This is a genomic window from Pseudomonas sp. MF4836, from assembly GCF_002018875.1.
Classification (GTDB): Bacteria; Pseudomonadota; Gammaproteobacteria; order Pseudomonadales; family Pseudomonadaceae; genus Aquipseudomonas.
Window position 1 is genome coordinate 180,308 of record NZ_MVOL01000005.1, and the last position, 18,888, is coordinate 199,195.

Sequence of the window (18,888 nt, forward strand, 5' to 3'; positions counted from 1 at the left end):
ACCGCCGGATGTTATCACAATCGCCGCCACGCACCTATCCCCCAGATGCGCATGGTGCGTAGTTAGTTGACCGGTGACAGCCTGATAGGGGACCAGAGAAGCTCAGAGGCGGATTTCGCGCTTAAACGGGGATTTTTTCTTGACCAATAGCCGTTTCCAGGGAGCAGCGACCTACTCCACGGGAAACGAGTGTCTCAATGCAGGCGTTTGCGGCACATCAATTGGGCCATTTTCGCGGTATCCGGCCGCTCGACTATGCCTTTTTCAGTGACGATGGCGTCGATCAGGTCTGCCGGCGTCACATCGAATACCGGGTTGAAGGCGTCCACCTCGGCACCGACGCGCTTGCCGCCCACTTCCAGCAATTCCTTGCCGTCGCGCTCTTCGATCGGGATCTCATCGCCACTGGCCAGGTTCATGTCGATGGTGGAACTGGGCGCGACCACCATGAATCGCACGCCATGGTGCATGGCATTGACCGCCAACTGATAAGTGCCGATCTTGTTCGCCACATCACCGTTGGCGGTAATGCGGTCGGCACCGACTATCACCCAGGTCACACCCTTGGTCTTCATGATATGGGCGGCTGCGGAGTCGGCGTTCAAGGTCACCGGAATGCCTTCATTGGCCAATTCCCAGGCCGTCAGGCGCGAACCTTGCAGCCAGGGCCGGGTTTCATCGGCGTAAACGCGCTCGACCATGCCTTCGAGCCATGCCGCGCGGATAACCCCCAACGCCGTGCCAAAGCCACCGGTGGCCAGGGCACCGGTATTGCAGTGGGTCAGCAGCGCCTGGGCATTGCCCTGGTGCCGGCGGATGAGGTCCACGCCCAACTGCGCCATGGTCAGGTTGGCTTCGCGATCGCTTTCATGAATGGCCAGGGCTTCGGCCTCGAGCACGGCCAGCGGGTCGATGTGGTCCTTGAGCCGCTCCAGGCGATCGCGCATGCGATTGAGCGCCCAGAACAGGTTGACCGCGGTCGGGCGCGAGTCGGCAAGCAGGGTGAAGTCCTCCTCCATTGCCGCCTGCCAGTCACCGCCGGTGGCAAACCGCGCGCGCGCCGCCAGGACCACGCCATAGGCCGCGCTGATGCCGATTGCCGGCGCGCCACGGACCACCATGGAGCGAATTGCCTCGGCAACGCCCGCGGCGCTGGTGTAGGCGATCCAGGTTTCCTCGAAAGGCAAAATGCGCTGATCGAGCAGATACAGGGCGTCATCCCGCCAATCGATGGCCTTCACCTTCTCCGCAGCCAACAGTCGATCGCGCATCCCTCACCCCGCACTCATGAACAAAAGCCGTCGATTATAGCGATCCCCCGGCGAAGACGCTCGGGTATACTTCGCCATCCCTTACAAAAGCTCTGGAACCGATCTTCGATGCCGACACCTGCCGCTGCGCTCGACTTATTGCTGTTGCCGACCTGGTTGGTGCCTGTCGAACCTGCTGGCGTGGTTCTCAAAGAACACGGCTTGGGCATCCGCGACGGGCGCATCGCCTTTATCGGGCCCAGGGCAGAGGCCTTGCGCCTGAAGGCCACGCAAGTGCGGGAACTGCCAGGCATGCTGCTCAGCCCGGGGCTGATCAATGCTCACGGGCATGCGGCCATGACCCTGTTTCGCGGCCTGGCCGATGATCTACCGCTCATGACCTGGCTGGAAAAGCACATCTGGCCGGCCGAGGCCAAGTGGGTCGATGAAGCCTTCGTGCGCGACGGCACCGACCTGGCGATTGCCGAACAGCTCAAAGGCGGCATTACCTGCTTCTCCGACATGTACTTCTTCCCCAAGGTGGCCAGCGAACGCGTGCACAACAGCGGCATACGCGCACAGATCGCGATTCCAATCCTCGATTTCCCGATTCCCGGCGCCCACGACGCCGATGAAGCGATCCGCCAGGGCGTCGAGCTGTTCGGCGACCTCAAGCACCACCCACGCATCAAGATCACCTTCGGCCCTCATGCACCCTATACCGTGGGCGATGAGAACCTGGAAAAAATTCGCGTTATCGCCGAAGAGCTCGACGCCTCGATCCATATGCACGTCCATGAAACCGCATTCGAGGTGCAACAATCCCTCGAACAGCGCGGCGAGCGCCCCCTGGCCCGCCTTGGCCGCCTCGGTTTGCTCGGCCCTCGGTTCCAGGCCGTTCATATGACCCAGGTCAGCGATGAAGACCTGGCTTTGCTGGTAGAAACCAACAGCAACGTTATTCATTGCCCGGAATCGAACCTCAAGCTGGCCAGCGGTTTCTGCCCGGTGGAGCGACTTTGGCAGGCTGGGGTGAATGTCGCGGTCGGCACCGATGGCGCCGCCAGTAACAATGACTTGGATCTGCTGGGTGAAACCCGCACTGCCGCGCTGCTGGCCAAAGCCGTTGCAGGCTCCGCCACCGCACTGGACGCCCATCGTGCCCTGCGCATGGCGACCCTGAACGGCGCCCGCGCCCTGGGCCTGGAGGCTGAAGTCGGTTCGCTGGAACTGGGCAAGGCCGCGGACCTGGTGGCGTTCGACCTGTCGGGTTTGGCCCAGCAGCCGATTTATGACCCGGTTTCGCAGCTTATATATGCCACCGGCCGCGATTGCGTGAAACACCTTTGGGTCGCCGGCAAGCAGTTGCTCGACGACCGGCGCCTGACCCGCCTCGATGAACAGCAGCTGTGCGCCACGGCCACTGCCTGGGGCCAGCGCATCAGCGGACATACCGAATAGACAGACCCCTTGAGGATCAACTCAAGGCCCAGTGCAGAATTTTTTAGATTTGAGGATTACCCATGAGCAACGTCGACCACGCTGAAATCGCCAAATTCGAAGCCCTGGCTCACCGCTGGTGGGACCGTGAAAGCGAGTTCAAACCACTGCACGACATCAACCCGCTGCGGGTCAACTGGATCGACGAGCGGGTCAACCTCGCGGGCAAGAAAGTCCTCGACGTCGGTTGTGGCGGCGGCATCCTCAGCGAAGCCATGGCCCAGCGTGGCGCTACCGTGATGGGTATCGACATGGGCGAGGCGCCACTGGCAGTGGCGCAGTTGCACCAGCTGGAGTCGGGTGTCAGCGTCGAATACCGGCAAATCACTGCCGAAGCCCTGGCCGAAGAAATGCCCGAGCAATTCGACGTCGTGACCTGCCTGGAAATGCTCGAACACGTACCGGACCCGTCGTCGGTGATCCGCGCCTGCTTCCGCATGGTCAAGCCGGGCGGCCAGGTGTTTTTCTCTACCATCAACCGCAATCCCAAGGCTTACCTGTTCGCCATCATTGGCGCGGAATACATCATGAAGCTGCTGCCGCGCGGCACCCATGACTTCAAGAAATTCATCCGCCCTTCCGAGCTTGGCGCCTGGAGCCGCATGGCCGGCCTGACCGTCAAGGACATCATCGGCCTGACCTACAACCCCCTGACCAAGCACTACAAGCTGGCGGCGGACGTTGACGTCAACTACATGATCCAGACCCTGCGAGAGGAATAAGCCCATGGGTATCAGAGCAGTTCTTTTCGACATGGACGGCACCCTGCTCGACACCGCGCCGGACTTCATCGCCGTCTGCCAGAGCATGCGCGCCGATCGCGGCCTGGCACCGATCGTCGACCAGCACATCCGTGACGAAATCTCCGGTGGTGCCCGGGCCATGGTCGCCGTGACCTTCTCCATGGACCCTGAATCGCCCGGATTCGAAGAGCTGCGCCTGGAGTTCCTGGAGCGTTACCTCCAGCACTGCGCGGTGCACAGCAAATTGTTCGACGGCATGGCCGAGCTGCTGGCGGATATCGAGAAGGCCAACCTGATCTGGGGCGTGGTGACCAACAAGCCGCTGCGCTTCGCCGAACCGATCATGCAGCAACTGGGGCTGTCCGAACGCTCGGCCCTGCTGATTTGCCCGGACCACGTGAAAAACAGCAAACCCGACCCGGAGCCGCTGATCCTGGCGTGCAAGATGCTCGACCTGGACCCGGCCAGCGTGTTGTTCGTCGGCGATGACCTGCGTGATATCGAATCAGGGCGCGATGCCGGCACCAAGACCGCCGCCGTGACCTACGGCTATATCCACCCGGACGACAACCCCAGGCACTGGGGTGCCGACGTGGTAGTCGATCACCCGCTGGAACTGCGCCGCGTGCTGGATAACGCCCTCTGCAGCTGCTGATGCGACGCGGGTAATACCCCTCGCCCGAGCAGTTGCACTGTCACCGCCCAGGCTGTGCGACCGGCCCAGCGCCAAGAGTGCTGCCGGTCCTATCGTTGAATTGTGTTGAGGTTTTTATGTTTGATTACTCCGCTCGCCCCGAACTGCTCAAGGATCGGGTCATCCTGGTCACCGGTGCCGGCCGTGGCATCGGTGCTGCCGCCGCCAAGACCTTTGCCGCCCACGGTGCCACCGTATTGCTGCTGGGCAAGACCGAAGCCAACCTGACCCAGGTCTACGACGAAATCGAAGCCGCCGGCCATCCGCAACCGGCGGTGATCCCGTTCAACCTGGAAACCGCCCTGCCTCACCAGTACGACGAACTGGCGGCCATGATCGAAACCGAATTCGGCCACCTCGACGGCCTGCTGCACAACGCGTCGATCATCGGCCCGCGCACGCCACTGGAGCAGCTCTCGGGCGAGAACTTCATGCGCGTGATGCAAGTCAACGTCAACGCCATGTTCATGCTGACCGGCACCCTGCTGCCGTTGCTCAAGCTATCCAAGGACGCCTCGGTGGTCTTCACTTCGAGTAGCGTCGGCCGCAAAGGTCGTGCCTACTGGGGCGCCTACGGCGTTTCCAAATTCGCGACCGAGGGCCTGATGCAGACCCTGGCCGACGAACTGGATACCGTGGCCCCGGTCCGCGCCAACAGCATCAACCCTGGCGCCACCCGCACCAGCATGCGCGCCCAGGCCTACCCCGGGGAAAACCCGAGCAACAACCCAACTCCGGAGCAGATCATGCCGGTCTACCTCTACCTCATGGGGCCGGACAGCAGCGGGATCAACGGCCAGGCCTTCGACGCCCAGTAAACATGCCGTACATCAGGTCGCGGCGGAAAGCTGTCGCGGCCTTTTTTGAAATTCCGCGGACTTTTGCCGCCTCCAGTCAAACAAATGCCGCGCCAGGCATCCTCTCTTGCCACTCATTATTGCCAACAGATTGAATTCAAAAGACTTTTATTTATCTGAACCGAATGGCATGACTTTCGCTCTAAACCTGCTCATACACGCAGTGTATTGGCGAGCCAGGCACCGCCCCAATCGGGGCTTATAACGACGGGCAAAGCGGATTAGACTGTGAAAACTCGTCCTACGGGACTGATGGAACAGTATGACGCGCAGCCCAGAGCCGCTCTCACCCAGCCAGTAAGACTGCATTACGTGCTCAGGGGCTCACGCCATATGAAAACACCAACCCAGACCAACGCAATTGACTTCGATAGCGCCAAATTGCAACGCCTGGGCTTTGGTCAACCATCGCCATTGGCGCAACGTCCGGTAGGGCTGGCTCAATTACGCCAGCAATTGGGCCTGCAGCTGCAAACCAGCCTCGAACCACAGCGGATCCTTGGCCTGTTCTTCCGTGAAGTCCAGCGCCTGGTCCCCCTCGATGCCATGGTCTATCAACACACCCCCAGCGACCTGCGCCTGGAGTTCGGGCTGCGCGGCCACCACTCGGTCAGCTACAGCCTCAGCCATGAAGGCGAGCCCATGGGCGAACTGGTGTTCCGACGCAATCAGCGCTTCAACGACCAGGAACAGGGCAACCTCGAATCGCTGCTCTCATCCCTGCTCTACCCCATGCGCAACGCCCTGCTGTATCGCGCAGCGACCCGCAGTGCCCTGCGTGACCCCCTGACCGATACCGGCAACCGTATCGCCATGGACCAGACCCTGCAGCGCGAAATCGAAATGGCACGCCGGCACACCCAACCGCTGTCGCTGCTGATGCTGGATATTGACCACTTCAAGAGAATCAATGACAACCATGGCCACAGCGCGGGCGATGAGGTGCTCAAAGCCGTTGCAGCAGCCATCAAGGGGCAACTGCGCAATGTCGACATGGTGTTCCGTTTCGGCGGGGAGGAGTTTCTGATCCTGCTTTCCAACACCGGGCGCGACGCTGCCGCGATGATTGGCGAGCGCCTGCGGCATGCGACTCAGACCCACGATTATCGGGTCGACGGCCAGCCGATCGAACTGACCGTCAGCCTCGGCTGCTCGACTCTGTTGCCTGGCGAGTCGTCGGACAGCCTGCTGCGCCGTGCCGACAGCGCACTCTATGTAGCCAAGCGCGAAGGCCGTAACCGCCTGGCAATGGCCGGCTGAACCTGCCCCGGAAACACTCGCGGGCAGGTTCGTCGCCTCGGAAAGCCGCAGCTCCCGTTGACGCCGAACCTGCCCGCGCAGGCAAATCCTATACTCAGCCTTCCGCCAGGGCCAACCGCTCGCGGCTTACGGGGACTTTTTCCTGCTGCATACAACGCTCCAGGAACAGGTACATGTAGTCGTAGCTCTTGCACACAGCCTGGCGCAACTCGACCTGCAACGCCTTGCTCGGATTCTGGCCGGCCAGGGTGCAGATGATTTCCAGTGCTTCCCATGGATGGGCGTCGTCGTACTGGGCATGCATCTTCAACCACTTCATGGCGCGCTTGCGGTCCTCTTCAGGAAAGGCCGCGGCGTATAGGCCATTGGAACAGACCAGCGCAGACCACTCGCCCGTCGCACCTTCGATCGCATAGTTGGTGGCAGCAATCGCCACGATCAGGGAGTCAGAGGAACTGGTATGCCAGCACCAGTGGCTCAAGGCGTGCAATTCGGGCGGCACTTGTTGCGCCTGCAAGTCCTCCAGGCTGACGCCATGGGCTCGACTCCAATGCACCCAGTAATCGGCATGGTTGAGCTCGACGCGAATATTGCGCATCAGCCAGCGTCGCGCCATGTCCTCGCCCGGATGGCGGGCAAAGCGGGTCTTGGTCAGGTTTTGCGCCATGTACAAAGCAAACTGCTCGACCACCGGCCAACCGCCAATAAGGTATTGGCGCATGGTCTTGGCACTGAGTTTGTTGTCACGCATGCGCTGATACAGTTCGTGTTCGACTACACGGCGCTTGCTCTCGCTGCAATCCTGGATCAGTTGCTGAGCCCAGGCGGGGTAACTTGCGGCTTCCATGAGCGGGCCGGTTCGGTTGAAGGTGTCAATCACTGTCGGGCTCCTTTTGAGTGTGATTCATACTGATCAACAAAGGTTTCAACGGAACGTGCCGGGCGCCTTGAACAACAGCGGCTGCGCTCGTGGTGGTCGACACTGCAGACTGTCACAGGTGAACAATTGCGGGCGTTCGATGATGTAGCCCTGAGCAAAATCCACACCGATTTCGAGCAACGCCTGCTCGATCTGCGGTGTTTCGACAAACTCGGCAATGGTGCGTTTACCCATGACATGGCCGATGTGATTGATCACTTCGACCATGGCGCGGTTAATCGGGTCGTCCAGCATATCCTTTACGAAACTTCCATCGATCTTCAAGAAGTCTACAGGCAAATGTTTGAGATAAGCGAATGAGGACATGCCCGCACAAAAGTCATCCAGGGAGAAGTGACAACCCAACCCTTTGAGTTCATTAATAAAACGAATCGCGCTACCCAGATTGGCAATAGCGCTGGTTTCGGTGATTTCAAAACAGATCATCGCCGGCGGTATGGCGTAGCGGGTGAATTGCTCGCGCAGGAAGTCGAGAAAGTCGTCGTCACCGATGGTGATGCCCGACAGATTGATCGCACACATGGCCATCGGCCCTTCGCCTTTCTCCTCAATGCACTGGGCAATGATCTTGAACACGTTCTGCACCACCCAACGGTCCAGGGACGTCATCAGCCCATAGCGCTCGGCCGCAGGAATAAAGCTGTCCGGCAGGATCATGCGCCCGGCTTCGTCATGCAGGCGCAACAGAATCTCGATATGTCCGCCAGAGCGATCAGGGTGTCCGAGGGCCGCAATCTCCTGGGAGTAAAGGCAGAAGCGATTTTCCTCAAGGGCCATATGCAGGCGCTGGACCCAGGCCATTTCGCCAAAGCGCAAGGACAGCTCCGAGTCATCGGCGTGGTAGACTTGGACTCGATTGCGGCCCTTTTCCTTGGCCATATAGCAGGCCATGTCGGCCGCACGCAGGGAGGTTTCCAGAGTGGTCGGGGTCTGCGCGATATGCACCAGGCCGATGCTGACCGTGGTCACGAACGGCCGGCCCTTCCAGACGAAATGCAGGTTCTGCACGGTCTGACGCAGGCCTTCGGCGATTTTCTCTGCCGCGTCGGGTGGGCAGTTCTCCAATAATATGCCGAACTCATCGCCACCCAGGCGCGCCAGGGTATCGCCCTCGCGCAGCCCGGATTGCAGGAGCGCGCAGATGTGCCGCAACAATTCATCCCCGGCCGCGTGACCGCAGGTATCGTTGACCAGTTTGAACTGGTCCAGATCCAGAAACATCAGCGCATGGCGCCCTGGCTGGCGCGACAGGTTGTGCAATGCCTGCTCCAGGCGGAACTCGAATTCCCGGCGGTTGGCCAGCCCAGTCAGCGCATCATGGGTCGCCTGCCAGGACAGATTGGCGATGTACTGACGCTCCTGGGTCATGTCGTGCAGCACCAGCACGGTGCCGCTGACCTTGCCCGCGTTCTGGATCGGGGCACCGACCAGGGTCACCGACACCGTGCTGCCGTCTAGGCGCTGGATCAGCTTGGAATGCTCGCTGCCGCCACTGAGCTGGCCACTGAGAATATGTTCGATCAGGGTAAACCCGTCGGCTTGGGCATTTTCATCCAGCAGGTTGAACAATGCCGCCAGGGGCAACCCTACCGCCTGCTCGGCCTTCCAGTGGGTCAGCTCTTCGGCTGCAGGGTTCATATAGGCGATGGCGCCTTCCACATCGGTGGTGATCACCCCGTCGCCGATGGACTGCAGGGTGATTTGCGCCCGCTCCTTTTCCAGCTGCAAGGCATCGGCAAATTCATGGCGCTGAGTGAGCAATTTGTGGGTTCGCAATAAAGCCAGGGCAATCAGCACCAGCGCGGTGGCCAGGTTGGTCACCAGCAGCAACCGCAGGATGACCCGCGAGCCCTCGCCCAGGGCATCACTGAACGCCTTGGCGGCCGGGGTCACCCCGTCATTGATGGCGAAAATCTGGCTCTTCCAGCGAAGGATATCGGCATCACTGACTTGATTGCGGCTGATGCTCTGGTGCATGTCCCGCGCCACCGCATCCAGCTGCACCAGGTAGCTGTCGCCGACGGTCCACAGGTCGATGGCCTTTTCCAGGTAACTGAAGTGGCGAAAGTTGAGGTACAGCCAGATCAGGCTGGACACATCGTCCGGATGGTTACCGCCCTTGAGGATACCCAGTCGCGCGGCTTCTAGGTCCGGCGGCTTGCGGTCCAGGGCGAGACGCAGTTCATGACCGCCCTGGGGCACGGCAATTGCGTTCTGGTATTTGAGGAAGGCCGATTCATCGCGGCTGTCGGCATAGAGGTTGAGGTAATAAATCGCATCCTTCTGCCCCTTGGACCACAGGCTTTCGCCCGCAACATACCCACGCACCGCCGAAAGGACGTAGAGGCTCAGGCCACCCAACAGGGCTTGAAACAACACCACGGCGATAAATGGCCAGACAATGCCCAGCAGCCGTGGGGTTCCGAGAGTGCGCTTTTGCTTCATGAGGTCCCTTGCATAAGCATTGCCCAATGAACACCCGAGGAGTCCTGCACCTACCAGCACAGACTAGGCTAGTTTGCGTCCGTTCGAAGTGCAGCGAGGCGCGCGCGTCGGCGCCACGCCCTTGAATGCCTGTGGCCGATACGCTCGAAACAGGCTTTCCACCAAGGAATTCAATTACTAAGCGCAGAAAATCGGGCAAAACTCAAGAGCGTCAAATTTGCTGCAAGTGCCCATAAAGCTTGGCGTACAAACCTCCGTCGGCAATTAACTGCTGATGGTCGCCATCTTCGGCAATCTGCCCGCCATCGAACACCAGCACCCGATCCGCCTGTTTTACCGCCGACAGGCGGTGGGCAATGATCAGGGTCGTGCGCCCGCGCAGGAATCGGGTCAATGCCTGGTGCAGGCTGTACTCGGTAGCGGCGTCCAGGGCGGAGGTCGCTTCGTCGAGTATCACGACCTTGGGCTCGGCCAGAACCATCCGCGCAATGGCCAATCGCTGGCGCTGGCCGCCGGACAAACGCACCCCTGAACGTCCAACGACGCTGTCCAGGCCCTGGGGCAGGTTGCGCACCGTGGCTTCCAATTGGGCGATTTCCAGGGCCTGCCAGCAGGCAGCATCGGTGCGCTCGCGGCCCATGGTCAGGTTGGCGCGGATGCTGTCGTTGAACAGCGCCGGATGCTGCAACACCACTGCGACGTTTTCCCGCACGGTTTCCAGGCCAATCTCCTGCTGGGTCGAACCGCCGAAGCGGATGGTCCCGGCCTGCGGGGTATAGAGCCCCAGCAGCAACTGCACCAGGGTACTTTTTCCACCGCCACTGGCACCGACGATGGCGACCTTTTCGCCAGGGGTGATCGACAGGTCCAATTGATTGAGCACCAGTTCGTCGCCATAGCCAAAACACAGGCCGCGGACGTCGATTCCCACGGTTTCGCGGCCCTGGAACGGGTCCACACCCCCCGAGTATTGCGGCTCGTCGGCACGCGCCAGCAACTCGTTGATGCGTGAAAGGGCACCACCGGCGGCGTAGTAGGCGTATTGCAGGTTCAGCAACTGCTCCACCGGGCCGATCATGAACCAGAGGTAGCTGAATACCGCCAGCATCTGGCCGATGGACAGGTCGGAAAACAACACGGTGAGCATGGCCGCAGCACGAAATATATCGATGCCGAACTGGAACAGCAGGCCGCTGGCGCGGCTGGATGCATCACTTTTCCACTGCGAGGCCACGGCAAAATCGCGAACCTCCCGTGCCCGCAGCCCAAGGCGGCCGAGAAAAAATCCCTGGCGATTGCCGGCCCGCACTTCCTGTATCGAGTCCAGGGTTTCGGTCAGGGCCTGGGTGAAACGCGCGGTGCTGTCGTTCTCCAGCTTCTTCAGGTGCTTGACCCGTTTGCCCAGTTGCACCGTGGCGTAGATCACCAGCGGGTTGAACAACAGGATCAACAGCGCCAGCTGCCAGTGCATCCACATCAGGATCCCGGCCGTGCCGACCAGGGTCAGCATCGCCACCAGGAAGCGACTGAGGGTTTCGCCGACAAACTTATCCACAGTGTCGAGGTCGGTGACCAGGTGCGTGGTCACGGTGCCGCTGCCCAGGCTTTCGTATTCAGCCAGGGAGATCCGCTTGAGACGCTCGATCAGGCGGGTGCGAATCCGATACACGATGTCCTTGGCCAGCCCGGCGAACAGCCGCGCCTGCAACACGTTGAACACCAGCGCGCCACAGCGCAGGGTCAGCGTCGCCAGCAGCATCAGGCCGATATAACCGGCCGCGCTCTGCCAAGCCGTGGGCAAGGCATGGTTCATGAATTTCAGCGCGGCGTCACCGTGGCCCAGCAGCACTTCGTCCACCAACAACGGCAGCAGCAGAGGGATCGGCACGCTGCACAAGGTCGCCAGCACGGCGACGCCGTTGGCAATCCACAAGGCTTTCTTGTGATGCAGTGCCAGACGGCGAATTTCCGCCCAGCTCAGGCGGTCGACCGTTTGACCTTGCTCGTTCGTCGCGTCCCGCTCATCCACCGGCAGCTCGCTCCAACCAGCGCCCGAGCAGTGGCGACAACTCGCTCAGCGGTTGATAACCATTGGTCAGCAACGCCAGTTGACCATTGCGCTCGGCCAGCAGGGTCGGGAAACCGGCAATGCCCAGATCCTGTACCCAGGTGAAATCCGCTGCGGTGGCTGCGTGCTGTTCGGCACGGTCGAAAGCCTCGGCGAATTCGATTCGCGGCACACCCGCCTGCTCGGCCAACTCCACCAGCACACTGGCGTGGGTGACGTCGCGCCCCTCACGGTAAAACGCTCGCTGGATCAGCCCGAGCAGCTTCCAGGCGCAGTCGGGCGCCAGGCTGCGGGCGGTGACGATGGCGCGGCACGCGGGCTCGGTGTCGTAGACGAAGCCATCCGGCAGCGCACCTTCGAACTGGAACGGCTGGCCGGTGGCCTCGGTGACCGCCTGCCAGTGCTCAAGAATGTAGCGCCGGGTCGTGGGCTCGAGCGCCGCACCGCTGCCGGTGCGCAAACCACCCACCACCAGGTGCAGCTCGACGCCTGCTGCATGTGCCTGCTCCACCAGGGCCTCGGCCACCGGAGCGAAGCCCCAGCACCAGGAACACATCGGATCCATTACATAGAGCAGGCGGGCAGACATGGCTCAGGCCTCGGAAGGTGATTGCTTGTAGTTGTAACCAATGGGGTGAGGCATGTTGCGAGCCTTGGCCAGTTCGATTTGCTTCTGCCGATCGGCGGCGCTGCGTCGGGTCTTCTCGCTCAGGGTGTTCCAGCAGTGCGGGCAACTGATGCCCGGCACATAGTGCTCGGATGCGCGATCTTCGACGCTTACCGGAGTGCGGCAGGCATGACATTGATCGTAGTCGCCTTCGCTCAGGTCGTGGCGCACGGTGACCCGGTTATCGAAGACAAAGCAGTCGCCCTGCCATTTGCTCTCTTGCTGCGGCACTTCTTCGAGGTACTTGAGGATTCCGCCCTTGAGGTGGAACACCTCGTCGAAGCCTTCGCTGAGCATGTAGCTGGAGGCTTTTTCACAACGAATGCCGCCGGTGCAGAACATCGCGACTTTCTTGTGCTTGCTCGGGTCGAAGTGGGCTTTGATGTAATCGGGGAACTCGCGAAAACTGGTGGTTTTCGGATCGATGGCGCCTTCGAAGGTGCCGATCGAGACTTCATAGTCGTTGCGGGTATCGATCAGCAGTACTTCCGGATCGCTGATCAGGGCGTTCCAGTCTTGCGGGTCGACATAGGTCCCGACCTGCTTGTTGGGGTCCACGCCCTCGACACCCAGGGTGACGATCTCTTTCTTCAGCTTGACCTTGGTGCGGTAGAACGGCTGGTCGTCGCAGTACGACTCTTTGTGGTCGATGTCGTCCATGCGCGGGTCGTTCTTGAGCCAGGCCATCAGCCCGTCGATGCCTTCGCGGCTACCGGAAACCGTACCGTTGATGCCTTCTTCGGCGATCAACAGGGTGCCTTTGATGCCGTTGTCGAGCATCGCCTGCAGCAGGGGTTCGCGCAGGGCTACGTAATCTTCAAGGGTGACGAACTTATACAGTGCCGCCACGACAATGGGTTGTGTCATGGGTGATCTCCAGGTGGCTACCCTCGTAAAGGGTGAACCGGATGCGAAAAAAAACGCGCCGACTGAGCGGCGCGTTGCGGATTGTAGCAGGAAGGCAGCTACAAGCTCCAAGGGGCAAGCGTCAAGCTTGCGGCGGGCCCCTTAGTGCTTGCCGCTGCCCCCGGCGCAGGTCGGCGAGGCCGGAGCCACACCGATCTTCGCCCATTCCTCAGGGGTATAGGTATGCAGCGCCAACGCATGGAACTCGCCCATCAGGTCGCCAAGCGTGGCGTACACCTTCTGGTGGCGCTTGACACTGTTGAGCCCGGCAAACTGCTCACTGACCAGCACGGCCTTGAAATGGGTCTGCAGCCCGCGACTGTGCATATGGCTTTCATCCGCCACCTGCAAATGCTCTGGCTGCAATGCGCCGAGCGCCGATTCGATACGTTGTTGCATGGTCATTCCTGGCTCCGCTTACTTCTTCTTCGCCGGTGCTGCTTTTGGCGTCAGTTCAGTGGTCATGTCATCCAGCAGCTTGTTGACCACAGGCACCGCGCTTTCCAGCTTGGCTTGGGTCAGCTGTGCCGATTGCTGGGTCAACTGAGGCATTTTTTCCAGGACTTTCTTGCCCAGCGGCGACTGGTAGAACGCCACCAGGTCCTTGAGTTCGGATTCGCTGAAATTGCTGGTGTAGAGCTTGACCATGTCCGGCTTCAGTTTGTTCCAGCCGATGGCCTGGTCCAGGGCGGCGTTGGCCTTGGCCTGGTAGGTGTCCAGCAGGGCTTTTTTCGATTCGGGGGCTTTGGTCTGCTCAAACCGCTGAGCGAACATTTGCTGCACTTGCATGTACACCGGGGTACCCAGCTTGTCGGCGTGCGCCAGGGTCAGGAAGGCTTCGGCACTGGCATTGTGGCTGGCGGTATCGGCAAGAACCTGGCCGCTGGCGCAAACCAGAACAACCGCGGTACAGATGGCACGAAGACGAGTCATCGAGTTTCCTTTTCTAGCAGGCGAGGTAAGACCCCAAGGGCGACCATTCTGCGCCTAAAAAACTCATGCACTCAACCCCACCCCTTGCCGCGCCTGGATTTGCTCGACCAAACGACGCAAAAGCAGCTTTAGGGAACCCCACTGCCCGATCACGACCTAAACTGCGCAATCAGACCTACAGGAGTGTGCACGATGAGCCGTATCGAAACCGACAGCCTTGGCCAGGTTGAAGTCCCGGATGAAGCCTACTGGGGCGCTCAGACACAGCGTTCGCTGATCAACTTCGCAATCGGCGACGAGCGCATGCCGCTGTCGGTGGTGCATGCCCTGGCCCTGATCAAGAAGGCCGCGGCCCGGGTCAACGATCGCAACGGCGACCTGCCCGCTGACATCGCACGCCTGATCGAGCAGGCCGCCGATGAAGTGCTGGCAGGTGATCACGACCAGCAGTTTCCGCTGGTGGTCTGGCAGACCGGCAGCGGCACCCAGAGCAATATGAACGTCAATGAGGTGATCGCCGGACGCGCCAACGAACTGGCCGGCAACCCACGCGGCGGCAAAAGCCCGGTGCACCCCAACGACCACGTCAACCGCTCGCAAAGCTCCAACGACAGCTTCCCGACCGCCATGCACATTGCCGCAGCCCAGGCCGTGCAGCATCACCTGCTGCCAGCGATCGCCGAGTTGTCCGGCGGCCTGGCCGAACTTTCGGCGCGGCACATGAAGCTGGTGAAGACCGGACGCACTCACTTGATGGACGCCACGCCCATCACCTTCGGCCAGGAGTTGTCGGCATTCATCGCCCAACTCGATTACGCCGAACGGGCGATTCGCGCCACGCTGCCAGCGGTGTGCGAATTGGCACAGGGCGGCACCGCAGTGGGCACCGGACTCAATTCACCCCATGGTTTCGGCGAAGCGATTGCCGCCGAGCTGGCCGCGCTGTCGGGCCTGCCGTTTGTCACCGCCCCCAACAAATTCGCCGCCCTCGCCGGCCATGAGCCGCTGACCAGCCTGTCCGGTGCGCTGAAGACCCTGGCCGTGTGCCTGATGAAAATCGCCAACGACCTGCGCCTGCTGGGCTCCGGGCCGCGGGCCGGGTTTGCCGAGGTCAAGTTGCCGGCCAACGAGCCCGGCAGTTCGATCATGCCCGGCAAGGTCAACCCGACCCAGTGCGAAGCCCTGTCGATGCTGGCCTGCCAGGTCATGGGCAACGACGTGGCCATCGGCTTCGCCGCCAGCCAGGGTCACCTGCAACTGAACGTGTTCAAACCGGTGATCATCCACAACCTGCTGCAATCGATTCGCCTGCTGGCCGATGGCTGCAGCAACTTCCAGCAGCATTGCGTGGCGGGCCTGGAACCTGATCCGGTGCAAATGGCGGCGCACCTTGAACGCGGCCTGATGCTGGTGACCGCGCTCAACCCCCATATCGGCTACGACAAGTCGGCGGAAATCGCCAAGAAGGCCTACGGCGAAAACCTGACCTTGCGCGAAGCGGCGCTGCAACTGGGTTATCTGACCGATGAGGAGTTCGACGCCTGGGTCCGCCCGGAAAACATGCTCGAGGCTGGCAAACAGGGCTGATTCGGGCTGTGGATAAAAACGGCTCTTGCACAGGCAACCCATGCAAGAGCCGTCGCTCCGTCAGCGGTGCAACCCGCCGCCGGGCCCTACAAAGAGGACTGTCTGCTCAACGCAAGGCCTCGAACAACCCACTCGCACCCATGCCCCCGCCCACGCACATGGTGACGATGCCATAGCGCAGGTTGCGCCGTTGCAGCTCACGCACCAGGTGCCCTACCTGTCGCGAGCCGGTCATGCCGAACGGGTGGCCGATGGAGATCGAACCGCCGTTGACGTTGTATTTCTGGTTGTCGATTTCCAGGCGGTTGCGGCTGTACAGGCACTGCGAGGCGAACGCCTCGTTGAGCTCCCACAGGTCGATATCGGCCACTTGCAGACCCTTGGCCTTGAGCAGCTTGGGCACCGAAAACACCGGGCCGATGCCCATCTCGTCGGGCTCGCAACCGGCTACCGTAAACCCGCGAAACAACGCCCGAGGCTTGAGCCCCAGCGCCAGCGCTTTTTCCAGGCTCATGACCAGGGTCATGGACGCGCCATCGGACAATTGCGAGGAGTTGCCCGCGGTCACCGAGCCGTCTTCGGCAAATACTGGCTTGAGGCCAGCCAGGCTTTCCAGGGTGGTGTCAGGGCGGTTGCAGTCGTCGCGGTCCACCACGCCCTCGAGAATCTGCACCTGGCCGGTGTTCTTGTCCTCGACCCGGTACTTGACCGCCATCGGCACGATTTCGTCATCAAACAGGCCGGCCGCCTGGGCCTGGGCCGTACGCTGCTGACTTTGCAGGGCGTACAGGTCCTGTTCTTCGCGACTGACGTTGTAGCGCCGGGCGACAACCTCGGCGGTCTGGCCCATGGGGAAGTAGATCCCGGGAACCTGTTCCTTGAGCAGCGGGTTGATCAGGTTGTCGGTGTTGACGCTTTTCATGGTCAGGCTGATGGACTCGACGCCACCGGCGACGATGATCTCGCTGCAACCGGAAGCGATCTGGTTCGCGGCGATGGCGATTGCCTGCAGGCCCGAGGAGCAGAAACGGTTGAGGGTCATGCCCGCAGTGCCGGTGCCCAGTTGCGAAAGCACCGCGACGTTGCGCCCGATGTTGTAGCCCTGGGCGCCTTCGTTGGAGCCGGCGCCGACGATGCAGTCCTCGACGCTGGCCGGGTCGATGCCATTGCGGGTCAGCAGCGCATTCACGCAATGAGCCGCCATGTCATCCGGACGGGTCTGGTTGAACTTGCCGCGAAAGGATTTGGCCAGACCAGTCCGTACGCTGTCGACGATCACCACTTCACGCATGGCACACCTCATTGTTGTTGTCGGTTAAGAGTGGATCGAGCATAGATCCAGCCCTCCCCCGACCGCGACAATCATTCACCCCGCGTATGCAAAACCATCGCCTTATTTGCCGTGCTTCTTATCGTGCTTGTCGGATTTTTCAAACGCCGATTCCAAGGCGCGGTTGATGGTGCGCAGCACTTTGACCCGCGCCCAGCGCTTGTCATTGGCTTCGACCAGGGTCCAGGCCGCAACTTCGGTGCTGGTGCGATCAACCATGTCGCCAACGGCCGCGCGATAGGCGTCCCACTTGTCGCGGTTGCGCCAGTCGTCCTCGGTGATCTTGAAGCGCTTGAAGGGGATTTCCTCACGGGCCTGGAAGCGCTCCAGTTGGGTCTGCTTGTCGATCGCCAGCCAGAACTTGACCACGATCACCCGCGCATCATCGAGCTGCTCTTCGAAGTCATTGATCTCGCCATAGGCACGCAACCAGTCACCCGGGCTACAAAAGCCCTCGACCCGCTCCACCAACACCCGGCCATACCACGAGCGGTCGAACACGGTGAATTTGCCCCGCGCCGGAATATGCCGCCAGAACCGCCAGAGATAAGGCTGCGCCCGCTCCTCTTCGGTGGGCGCGGCAATCGGCACGATGCTGTACTGGCGCGGGTCGAGGGCTGCCGCCAGACGGCGAATGGCGCCCCCCTTGCCCGCCGCATCGTTGCCTTCGAACACCGCCACCAGCGCGTGTTTGCGCATGCGCTTGTCACGCAGCAAACCGGCGAGGCGCGCCTGCTCAGTAATCAGTTGTTCTTCGTAATCGTCTTTTTCCAGGTGCTGGGTCATGTCCAGGCTGTCGAGCAGGCTGATCTGATCGACGCTCACCGGTAACGGCGCCGCGTTCACCGTGGCCGGCTTGGCGGCGGGACGGTTGAGGGCGTTCTGCAGGCCCTCGAGCAGAATCCGCCCCACTGTCAGGCTGCGGTAGTGCGGGTCCACACCTTCGATCACGTGCCAGGGCGCGTAGTCGCGGCTGGTGCGGCGCAGGACACGCTCGCCGTATTTGACGAACTTGTCGTAGGTCTTCGACTGCTGCCAGTCCAGGGGGCTGATGCGCCAGCTGTGCAGCGGATCGTCCTGCAGCGACTTGAGCCGCGCCTTCATCTGTTTCTTCGACAAATGGAACCAGAATTTGAAGATCAGCGCGCCCTCGTCGCAGAGCATTTTCTCCAGGCGCTCGGCGGCGTTGATCGCCTGGTCCAGGCGCGCATCCTTGAACTCCCCATGCACCCGCCCCTGGAGCATCTGGCTGTACCAGTTGCCAAAAAACACCCCCATGCGGCCCTTGGCCGGCAGCATCCGCCAGTAGCGCCAGGCCGGCGGCCGCGCCAGTTCTTCGTCGGTCTGCTGGTCGAAGGTGCGCACCTCGATCAGCCGCGGGTCCATCCACTCGTTAAGCAGCTTGACCGTCTCGCCCTTGCCGGCGCCTTCGATGCCGTTGATCAATACGATCACCGGAAAGGCCGCTTTCTCTCGCAACTCGAACTGTGCTTCCAGCAGGGCTTCCCGCAAGGCGGGGACTTCGGCGTCGTAGACTTCTTTGTCGATGGCGTGACCGATTTCGGCAGATTCGAACATGGGCGGCTCCCTTCCAAGATGGGGCAAGACTAGCGGATCGCCCCCTGGCTGTGGAAACAAATCCCCGACGATTCATTCCCCCGGCCTTGCCCCCGCGCCAATGGCGGCCGACTGTCAAACCACGGCCTTG

The 18,888-nt window shown here is 61.4% G+C and carries 16 protein-coding genes; 6 read left to right on the plus strand and 10 right to left on the minus strand.

Features of this window, described 5'->3' with window-relative positions:
- Positions 1-194: 194 nt before the first annotated feature.
- Positions 195-1,271 carry an S-methyl-5-thioribose-1-phosphate isomerase gene (mtnA, locus tag MF4836_RS13455; protein ID WP_078470708.1) on the minus strand — a complete coding sequence of 359 codons (1,077 nt, stop codon included), beginning with the start codon at positions 1,269-1,271 and terminating at the stop codon, positions 195-197.
- A gap of 108 nt (positions 1,272-1,379) precedes the next feature.
- Here mtnA and MF4836_RS13460 point away from each other — a divergent pair, with 108 nt between their 5' ends.
- The 5 genes from MF4836_RS13460 to MF4836_RS13480 all read left to right on the plus strand — a co-directional run bounded on the left by MF4836_RS13460 (position 1,380) and on the right by MF4836_RS13480 (position 6,304).
- A complete protein-coding gene (locus MF4836_RS13460; RefSeq protein WP_078470709.1) occupies positions 1,380-2,711 on the plus strand; it encodes a TRZ/ATZ family hydrolase in 1,332 nt (443 codons plus the stop codon).
- 62 nt (positions 2,712-2,773) lie between these two features.
- Positions 2,774-3,472: a bifunctional 2-polyprenyl-6-hydroxyphenol methylase/3-demethylubiquinol 3-O-methyltransferase UbiG gene (ubiG, locus tag MF4836_RS13465; protein ID WP_020299633.1), complete on the plus strand. Its 699-nt coding sequence runs from the start codon at positions 2,774-2,776 to the stop codon at positions 3,470-3,472.
- 4 nt (positions 3,473-3,476) lie between these two features.
- Positions 3,477-4,148 (plus strand): N-acetylmuramic acid 6-phosphate phosphatase MupP, encoded by a 672-nt coding sequence (gene mupP / locus MF4836_RS13470; RefSeq protein ID WP_078470710.1) that lies wholly within the window; start codon positions 3,477-3,479, stop codon positions 4,146-4,148.
- Between the two features lie 116 nt (positions 4,149-4,264).
- Entirely contained in the window at positions 4,265-5,005 is a 741-nt protein-coding gene (locus tag MF4836_RS13475; protein WP_078470711.1) for a YciK family oxidoreductase, read from the plus strand.
- Between the two features lie 372 nt (positions 5,006-5,377).
- Positions 5,378-6,304 (plus strand): GGDEF domain-containing protein, encoded by a 927-nt coding sequence (locus tag MF4836_RS13480; protein ID WP_078470712.1) that lies wholly within the window; start codon positions 5,378-5,380, stop codon positions 6,302-6,304.
- 94 nt (positions 6,305-6,398) lie between these two features.
- On the opposite strand, the gene MF4836_RS13485 is transcribed toward MF4836_RS13480, so the two are convergent.
- The 7 genes from MF4836_RS13485 to MF4836_RS13515 form a co-directional block, all read right to left on the minus strand.
- Entirely contained in the window at positions 6,399-7,151 is a 753-nt protein-coding gene (locus tag MF4836_RS13485; RefSeq protein WP_371106554.1) for a TenA family transcriptional regulator, read from the minus strand.
- A 78-nt stretch (positions 7,152-7,229) separates the two neighbouring features.
- A complete protein-coding gene (locus MF4836_RS13490) occupies positions 7,230-9,689 on the minus strand; it encodes an EAL domain-containing protein (RefSeq protein ID WP_078470713.1) in 2,460 nt (819 codons plus the stop codon).
- Between the two features lie 211 nt (positions 9,690-9,900).
- A complete protein-coding gene (locus tag MF4836_RS13495) occupies positions 9,901-11,718 on the minus strand; it encodes an ABC transporter ATP-binding protein (RefSeq protein WP_078470714.1) in 1,818 nt (605 codons plus the stop codon).
- On the minus strand, positions 11,711-12,313 hold the full coding sequence (locus tag MF4836_RS13500) for a DsbA family protein (RefSeq protein WP_178102949.1): 603 nt from the start codon (positions 12,311-12,313) through the stop codon (positions 11,711-11,713). The genes MF4836_RS13495 and MF4836_RS13500 overlap by 8 nt, the downstream gene beginning before the upstream one ends.
- Before the next feature lie 36 nt (positions 12,314-12,349).
- Positions 12,350-13,291, minus strand: coding sequence for an oxygen-dependent tRNA uridine(34) hydroxylase TrhO (trhO, locus tag MF4836_RS13505; protein WP_078470716.1), 942 nt, complete (start codon positions 13,289-13,291; stop codon positions 12,350-12,352).
- A gap of 141 nt (positions 13,292-13,432) precedes the next feature.
- Positions 13,433-13,735, minus strand: a complete 303-nt coding sequence (locus tag MF4836_RS13510) for a BolA family protein (RefSeq protein WP_020299624.1) — start codon at positions 13,733-13,735, stop codon at positions 13,433-13,435.
- Positions 13,736-13,747: 12 nt separating this feature from the next.
- On the minus strand, positions 13,748-14,263 hold the full coding sequence (locus MF4836_RS13515; RefSeq protein ID WP_020299623.1) for a DUF2059 domain-containing protein: 516 nt from the start codon (positions 14,261-14,263) through the stop codon (positions 13,748-13,750).
- Between the two features lie 192 nt (positions 14,264-14,455).
- Between MF4836_RS13515 and MF4836_RS13520 the strand changes: the two genes are divergently transcribed.
- Positions 14,456-15,850, plus strand: coding sequence for a class II fumarate hydratase (locus MF4836_RS13520; RefSeq protein ID WP_078470717.1), 1,395 nt, complete (start codon positions 14,456-14,458; stop codon positions 15,848-15,850).
- 106 nt (positions 15,851-15,956) lie between these two features.
- On the opposite strand, the gene MF4836_RS13525 is transcribed toward MF4836_RS13520, so the two are convergent.
- Positions 15,957-17,141 carry a thiolase family protein gene (locus MF4836_RS13525; RefSeq protein WP_078470718.1) on the minus strand — a complete coding sequence of 395 codons (1,185 nt, stop codon included), beginning with the start codon at positions 17,139-17,141 and terminating at the stop codon, positions 15,957-15,959.
- A gap of 102 nt (positions 17,142-17,243) precedes the next feature.
- Complete coding sequence (pap, locus tag MF4836_RS13530) at positions 17,244-18,758, minus strand: polyphosphate:AMP phosphotransferase (RefSeq protein ID WP_078470719.1); 1,515 nt, start codon at positions 18,756-18,758, stop codon at positions 17,244-17,246.
- Between the last annotated feature and the right edge of the window lie 130 nt (positions 18,759-18,888).